Here is a 7365-nt window from a genome sequence, read left to right as displayed (position 1 = left end):
CGGGCGGCGCCCCGCGGGGCCGCCCGCGCCGCGTACCCCCCCGGCCGGGGGGCGCGGGGGGCGCGTTTTCACCCCCCCCCGCGCCCCGTGCTGTGCGGGTGGGTTCAGCCCTGCGCCACGGCCGCGCGGTGGCGGCCGTGCGGGTCGTACTCCGGGCTGTCGTCGGAGGCGGACCGGCCGCGGTGGCGGCCGTGCGCGGCGTCCTCGGCCGTCTTCTCGTCGGCGTCGGTCCCGATCGCGGGTCCGGTGGTGTCGGTGAGGGTGTCGGACATGAGAAATCGTCTTTTCCGTGCGGAGGGTGCTGGTCATCGGCGCCCGGCCGGCGCCGGTGGCGCACGGTCGAGTCCCCGATCGGGCGCTCGGTACGCGCCCCAGCCGGTGATCGCGGCCCGTGCCCCGGCCACCATAACGGCCGGAACGGACGAGATCCTATCGAGATCACGACGCCGTCCCCGCGCTGGTCCGGGGCCCGGAACCGAGCCGGTGGCCGACCGGCTCGCGGTGGAACGGGGACAGCACCAGCAGGTCGCCGTGCCGGGCCGGCACCCCCCGACCGCCCTCCGGCAGCAGCATCCGGTCCGCCCGCAGCGCGGAACCGATCCGGTGCGCCACGACCACCGGCGTCCCCGGGCGGGCCGCGAAGGCCCGCTCGACCCGCTCCTCGGCCCCAAGATCCAGGCGGCAGGTCGCCTCGTCCGGCACCACGACCGGCACGGGGGGCGGGCACGTCCGCACCAGCGCCGGCAACTGACGCTCACCGGCGGAGAGTTCACCCGGATCGCGGAGCGCGGCGGCCGACCCGCCCGGGCGTGCCACCGGCTCCTCCGCCCCCAGCAGCGCCACCGCCGCGCCGAGCCGCTCGTCCGCGACGCCCGGGGCGGGCCAGGCCGGGTTCTCCCGCACCGAGCCGGGGAAGACGTACGCCTCCTGCGGCACCAGGGCCACCAGCCGGCCCGGCACCGGTCGTACGCCGCCGACCGCCACCCACCCCGCCGTCGGCGCCACCACCCCGGCCGGCAACGCCGCCAGGGTCGACTTCCCCGCCCCGCCCCGCTCGGTCCGACCACCCCCACGCGCTCCCCGGCGGGGAGACGGGTGCGTGGGGAGAGGACGGGCGCGTCCGGGGAAGGCCCGCGAGTGGGAAGACGGCGGGTGGCGGGCCCCCCGGTGACGGCAAGGCGGGTCGGGACCCCGTGACCACCCGACGTTAAAAGGGGGGGCCGGCCCGGGGGGGGGCGGGGGGGGGGGCGCGGCCCGCGCGGGGCGGGCGGCGGCCCCCCCCCACCCGGTGACCACCGTCGGATCAGCGGTCGGCCGAGCCGGTGGCTCAGCTGACGGTGAAGAGCAGACAGGTCAGGATCAGGCAGGTGTACTGGCAGCCGTTGCCGTGGCCGGTCAGCTCGACGGACTCGGTCTCCGGCAGGTCCTGCAGCGCCGCGAGATCGGTCTCGAAGTCCACCGTGTTCTCCATGGTCGGTTCCTCCCCTTGAGGTTGCGCCCACCGCGATCTGCGCGCGGGCGTCGGGTATCGCACCCCGGGCGGCCTCCATCCACCGCGTCGGGGTCGTGCCCCGGGCCTCGGCGGGCCCGGGAGTCTGTGGGTGTGGGTCTGTGGGGTCGTGGGCCCTGGCGGGGTGCTCAGCCCGGCCGGCCGGTCCGCAGGAACGCGGCCAGCAGCTCGTGCAGCACGGCGGCGCCCTCCTCGGCGAGCACCTCGTGCCCGGACCCGGCCGCCTCGACGTACCGGAAGTCCTCGCCCTCGATCCGTCCGATCCGCAGCAACTCGTGCCGCAGCGAACGGGACTGGCTGACCGGCACGACCTCGTCCCGGTTGCCGTGCACCACCAGCAGCGGTGCGCTCAGCCGGTGCGCCAGCTGCAGCACGTCGCGCGGGCCGCGGGCGTCCGCGATCGGCTCGCCGCCGCCCAGGCGGGTGGTCAACGCCCGTACGGGGGGCGCCGCTTCGGCCAGCAGCCGGGCGCCGGACAGGAACGGGGCGACCACCGCGCAGCGGGCGACCTGCTCGGCCGGTGCGTGCGCGGCCGCCAGCAGTGCCAGGAACGCGCCGTAGCTGACCCCGAACAGTGCGGGCGGCTCCAGGCCGAGCGCCGCGCGCTGACCGGCGATGCCCTCCAGCAGGTACAGCACGTCGTCCAGGTCGGGCCCGCCCCAGTTGCCCCGGATGGCCAGCGCGTGCGCCACGCCGTAGCCCGTGGAGCCGCGCTGGTTGGGCGCGACCACCGCCAGGCCCTCGGCGGCCATCCGCTGCAGTGCCGGGTCGAACTCCAGCCGCCAGGCGTCGGCCGGCCCGCCGTGCAGCGCCAGCACCAGGTGCGGGCTGCTCAGCCAGGCGTCGCCGCCGTACACCACGGCCTCCAACGGGCCCGCCGGGCCCGCCAGTTCGAGGCTCTGCGCGGGCTGCCAGCGGCCGCCCTCGCCGGGCGGGGTGCTGCCGTCCAGCCGCCAGCCGGGCGGCGGGGTCCGGACGGCCGGCACCCCGCCCGGCTGCCAGGGCAGGACGGTGTCCCGCCACGGGCCGGGCAGTCCCGAGGTCAGCGGCGCGAGTTGCAACGGCAGCGGCATCGGGCCGGTGGGGGCCGGGACCGGACCGTGCGCCAGCAGCGCGTCCACGTCCAGGGTGGCCAGCGCCGCCGGGTGGTCGGGCGAGGAGTAGGGCAGCCGCAGCCCCGCCGCGTCCCAGTGCCCGACCGCGCCGAGCCGTCCGGGGGGCACCGGCAACGGGTCCAGCCGACCGGTGGACGGCCGCCACAGCGCGAGGGCGGACCCGGCGCCGTGGTCGATCTGCACCACGACCCGGGGGCCGTCGGCCCCCTGCCGCAGCGCGACCGGCCGCAGGAACATGCCCGCGACGTGCAGACACTCCGGGAACCGCAGCGGCTCGCCGCCGCCGAGGACGCCCCAGCCGAGCCGGTCCGCGCCGGGGGCGTCGCTGCGCACCATCGCGAACCGGCTGTCCGGGTCGAACAGCGCCAGCCGGTCGTTGCTGCGCTCGCCGATCTCCAGCAGCGGGGTGGTGGTGCCGCTGCGCAGGTCGAGCGCCACGCTGCGGACCAGGCCCGCGTGCACCCGGTCCAGCGCGAGCAGTGCGCCGGTGCGGTCCAGCCAGGTGCCGCCGCCGTGCAACCCCGCGATCTCGGCGACCCGTTCGGGCTCGCTGCCGTCCGTCCGCACCAGCCAGACGGTGGTCGCCGGACGGGTGTCGGTGCCCAGGGCGACCGCCACCGGCGTCCGGGGCCCGGCGCCGACCGGCACCGGGAGCGGCAGCAGCCGCAGCCCGGCCATCCGGAGGGAGGCCAGCGGCTGCTCCACGGTGGCGGTTTCGCCGTAGTGGAGGCGGACCAGGTCGTGCCGCTCGCCGTCGTGCCGGCAGACCAGCGCCGAGCCGTCCGGCAGCGCGACCAACTGCGAACGCAGGCTCTCCGAGCGGTTGCCGGACAGCGGCAGCGCGAGCGGCGCGGCCGGGGTGTCGTCCTGCGGCAGCCGCCAACTCTCCACGTACCAGCCGCTGTCCGCGGACGAGGCCAGGCACGCGGCGTGGCTGCCGTCGGCGGCGAAGGTGAAGCTCAGTCGGCGCAGGGCCTGCGTCACGGTCCGGGTGGCCACGTTCATGCTCCGCCCACCCCGCTTCCGTCAGGCGGGAGCCGGTGCCCGTCCGGAGGAAGCCGGCGCCCACCCGGCGGCACCGGGTCCAGCCAGAGCCGGGGTCCGCCGTGGCGCAGCCGCAGCAGGAAGGCCAGCGGGCCCGTCGTGCCGGTCCCGTACGCGGGGGCGCAGCCGGTACCGGTCTCGTCCGGGAGCACCAGGAGGCCGTCGCGCAGGGCCGCCCGGGCGGCCAGCAGGGTGGCCAACTGCTCGGCGCCGGTGCGGAATCCCGGCTCGCCGGTGGCCTCGGCGAGGTCCAGCAGGTACTCGCCGTCGCCGGCCAGTCCGTGGCAGGCGCTCGCTCCGCCGTGCCAGCGGGCGGCCAGCACGGCGCGTCCGGCGGCGCGGGCCAGGCCGAGCGCTTCGGTGTCGCCGGTGGAGCGCCAGAGCCGCAGCAGGAAGCTGCCCGCGCCGGAGGAGCCGCTGCACCAGTGCGCGAGCCGCACGTGCTCCGGGTCGTCGGCGCTCTGCGGCCACCAGGCGCTCTCGCGTCCGGTGCCCGGGCGGTCGCCGGGCCCGTCGCCCCACCGCACGGTCGCGGCGAGCGTCCGCCCGGCTTCGGCGGCGCCGGCGAGCAGGGCCCGGTCCCCGGTCGCACCTGCGGCGGCCAGGAGGAAGGCGCCCACGCCGGCCACGCCGTGGGCGAAGCCGAGGTGGGTGATCCCGGCGAGCGCCGAGTCGAAGTCCCGGGGCACCGGCCAGACCGTCCCGTACGGCGTCCGGCGGGCCGCGGCGAGCAGGGCGCGGGCGCCGCGGGAGGCCCGGTCGAGGAAGTCCGGATCATCGACGTCATCTGCTGCGAATCGGAGTCGGGTGAATCCGGCGCCGGCTGCGCCGTGGCAGACATCGGGGTTGGGCCATTCGACGGCGATCCGGCGGGCGAGCGCGGCGGCGCGGTCGGCGAGCACGGTGTCGCCCAGCGCCCGGGCCGCGTCCAGCAGGGCCCAGGCCGTGCCCGACCGTCCGAAGTGCAGCCCGGGCAGCACCACCGGTTCGGCGGCGACGCGCCGCTCGATCCAGCCCGCGGCGGTCCGGGCCGTCCCTGCGGCCTCCGCCCGCACCCCGGCGGGCAGTCCCCCGGTCGCGACCGCCCGCGCCAGTACGGCCAGCACCCCGGCGGCGCCGTGCTGCACGTTGCAGGGGTCGGTCCGCTCGCCCGCGGGCACCACGGGCCACAGCCGGTCCCGTCGCTCCGGCGTCGCCGTGGCGGCGAGGTGCCGCAGGCCGTCGTGCAGGAGACGGTCGTGCAGGACGGGGTCGAGCGCCGGGGCACCGGCGGCGGTGTCCGGCGAAGCGGAGCCGGTGCCCGGTGCCCGGAAGAGGACGTCCGGAGCGGCGGAGGTGGTGGTCGGCGCCGCAGTGGCGGCGCTCCCGGGAGTGGTGGTCGTGTGGGCGCCGCCCGGCCGGGCGCCGGCGTGCCAGAGGGGTGCGACGACGGCGGGTCGCGCGGGGCCGCGCCCCGGCGGTGGGTCCGTGACGGCGGGCGTACCGGCCTCCACCGATCCCGCGTGCAGCGCTTGCCGCACCCGGGCGACTCCCCACCGCTGCCCGGGTTCCTCGGCCCGCAGCCCGAGGACCGCCGGGGCCAGCCGGCGCGCGGTCGCTCCGGTGCGGGCCGCGAGGGCGAGCCAGCGGCCGAGGCGTTCGGCGACCGGGCGGGCCTGGGGGAGGTCGTCCGGCAGGAGCGGGTCGTGACCGGTGGCCAGGAGGAAGAGCAGACCGCCGAGGGCGTACAGGTCGACGGCCGGGTCCGCGACGCAGCTGCTCGCGGGGGCGAGCCGGCCGGGCCCGTGCTCGGGCGCGCGGTAGCCGGGGGTGCCGGCCGATCCGGCGGCCCGGCCGGCCTCGGCGGCGAGTTCGAGGTCGACCAGCCGCAGGGTGCCGTCCGGGCGGACCATGACGTTGCCGGGGGAGAGGTCGCGCAGCACCAGGCCCTGGGCGTGCACCCGTTCGACGAGGTCGAGGAGGGCGTGGGCGACCGGCCCGGCCTCGGTCCAGTCGACGTCGGGGCTGCCGTCGCGGCGCAGCCGGGCGGCGACCCAGCTGCCGAGCGGCAGGCCGGAGACGCGTTCCTGCACCAGGAAGACGGAGTCGTCCTGTTCGATCAGTTCGACGGCGCGCGGCGCCAGGTCCTGCCCGCTCAGGCGGTCGAGCAGCGCGGCCTCGTGCCGCAGCGCGTCGCGGGCGTCGGTGCCCGCGCGGTCGACCTCGATGTGCGCCCGGGCCTGCTTGACCACCACCTCGGCGCCGCTCGCCGCGTCCCGTCCGAGGAACACCCCGCCCTTGGCGCCGTGCCGCACGGCGGCGGTCACCGCGTAGCGCCCGGCCAGCAGCACGCCGCCCTTCCGCTTGGCCGAACCCGAACCCGAACCCGGAGCGGGTGGCGCCGCGGCGGCCCGGGTGCGCAGCGGATCCCGCGCCCACCCCGGAGCCCGGTACGACCCGCCGCGCACGTCCTCGGTCCGCTCCCCGCCGGGCCCGCGCAGCACCGACCGGTACGCCCCGTCGTTGCCCAGCTCCGCCGGCAGCGCGAACGCGCCGTACCGGTAGTGCACCCGGCTCCCGGGCCGGTAGGGCCGGTCGGAGAGCACCACCGGCCCCGGCAGCCCGGCGGTGGCCCGGTCGAGCTCGGCCGCCAGCCGCTGGAACTGCGCGTCGTCCGCCGGGTAGACGGTGATGAACTTGCCCGCCGAACCACGGTCGCTGTTACGGGAGTTGAGCTCGCTCAGCCGCCCCTGGGCGGCGGCGAACTTGAAGCTGCACGGATCTTCGGCGAGCACCCGGACGACGGCCGAGAGCACCTCCTCGCCCACCACGGACGCCGCGCTCACGTGGAGCTTCCACCCCTGCTCGGGCAGTGGCGAGGACGCGGACGGCCTGGCCGTGCACCAGAAGCCGCCGACGGTGACGTCCCAGTCGCCGTCGCCTCCCCGGCCTCCGGCACCGGCCAGTGCCGCCCGCGTCGTCTGCGGCCACGAACCGGCATCGTCCGGTCCGCGCCCCACCGATCCCCTGTCCCCGGCCGTACGCAGCGATGTGCCCGCCCCCATTCGCCACCACATCCCTTCGTGTCCGCCGCCGCCGCGGGTGCCCACTGCTCGGGCACCCGGGCGTACGGCCCGGCCTGATCGGTTTCCGTCGGGGTCCCCGTCGCCGCCCGGCCGCACGGGGCGACAGGGCGGCGGGGGTGCGGCCGCCGGCGGCCCACTCGGGGCTACTGCCGGGGCAACTCCCGTTCGCAGGACTGAAGTTAGTTTCGAGAAAACCGGCTGCTCAACGCAGAGCCGGTCACTTCACTCGTAAGGGTGATCCGGGGGCGGTTTCGAATTCGTGCGAGAGCGCCGGTGTGCGCAACGGGCGCCCGGCGCACCGGCGCGCACGGCCCGCGCGGGGTCGTCCGAGCGCCCCTCGCCGCAGGTTGACGCGCATCCGTGCGCCCACGGCACCCCCGTCCGAACCCGGTCCGCGCGCCCGCCGCGAGCCGTTCGAACCCCCGCGCCGATCCGGCGTCCGCCGCCGCGCCGACCCCCGCTCCGACCCCCGCGTCGACCCCCGCACCGATCCGGAGCCGGACCCCGCGCCGACCCGACGTCCACCCCCGCCGGACCCCCGCCGGCCCCCCGCGGCAGCCCCGTGACCGCCCCGCGGCAGCCCCGGCCCCCGAACGGCCGAGGCCCGATCGCCCCCGCGCGCACGGTAGTC

The 7365-nt window shown here is 78.1% G+C and carries 5 protein-coding genes; all 5 read right to left on the bottom strand.

Going from position 1 to position 7365, the window contains the following annotated elements; all coding sequences use genetic code 11:
• Positions 1 to 104: 104 nt before the first annotated feature.
• The gene (locus ACFV0O_RS31520) at positions 105 to 272 is read right to left on the bottom strand and encodes a hypothetical protein (RefSeq protein WP_380347156.1); all 168 of its coding nucleotides are present in this window, start codon (positions 270 to 272) and stop codon (positions 105 to 107) included.
• Positions 273 to 438: 166 nt separating this feature from the next.
• On the bottom strand, positions 439 to 1296 hold the full coding sequence (locus ACFV0O_RS31515) for an ATP-binding cassette domain-containing protein (RefSeq protein WP_380347154.1): 858 nt from the start codon (positions 1294 to 1296) through the stop codon (positions 439 to 441).
• Positions 1297 to 1327: 31 nt separating this feature from the next.
• Entirely contained in the window at positions 1328 to 1471 is a 144-nt protein-coding gene (locus ACFV0O_RS31510; RefSeq protein ID WP_158835523.1) for a VenA family class IV lanthipeptide, read from the bottom strand.
• A gap of 167 nt (positions 1472 to 1638) precedes the next feature.
• The gene (locus tag ACFV0O_RS31505) at positions 1639 to 3630 is read right to left on the bottom strand and encodes an alpha/beta hydrolase family protein (RefSeq protein ID WP_380347153.1); all 1992 of its coding nucleotides are present in this window, start codon (positions 3628 to 3630) and stop codon (positions 1639 to 1641) included.
• Positions 3627 to 6713: a class IV lanthionine synthetase LanL gene (gene lanL / locus ACFV0O_RS31500; RefSeq protein ID WP_380347152.1), complete on the bottom strand. Its 3087-nt coding sequence runs from the start codon at positions 6711 to 6713 to the stop codon at positions 3627 to 3629. Before lanL ends, ACFV0O_RS31505 begins: the two co-directional genes overlap by 4 nt.
• Positions 6714 to 7365: the final 652 nt, after the last annotated feature.

The organism is Kitasatospora sp. NPDC059577 (genome assembly GCF_042735475.1).
In the GTDB taxonomy this organism is placed as follows: domain Bacteria; phylum Actinomycetota; class Actinomycetes; order Streptomycetales; family Streptomycetaceae; genus Kitasatospora.
This window is presented reverse-complemented; position numbering and strand designations above follow the sequence as displayed.

Excerpts from the sequence above, each read along its gene's own strand:
- ACFV0O_RS31505 (WP_380347153.1), bottom strand. The coding sequence starts at position 3,630 with ATGAACGTGGCCACCCGGACCGTGACGCAGGCCCTGCGCCGACTGAGC.
- ACFV0O_RS31520 (WP_380347156.1), bottom strand. The coding sequence starts at position 272 with ATGTCCGACACCCTCACCGACACCACCGGACCCGCGATCGGGACCGAC.
- lanL (WP_380347152.1), bottom strand. The coding sequence starts at position 6,713 with ATGGGGGCGGGCACATCGCTGCGTACGGCCGGGGACAGGGGATCGGTG.
- ACFV0O_RS31510 (WP_158835523.1), bottom strand. The coding sequence starts at position 1,471 with ATGGAGAACACGGTGGACTTCGAGACCGATCTCGCGGCGCTGCAGGAC.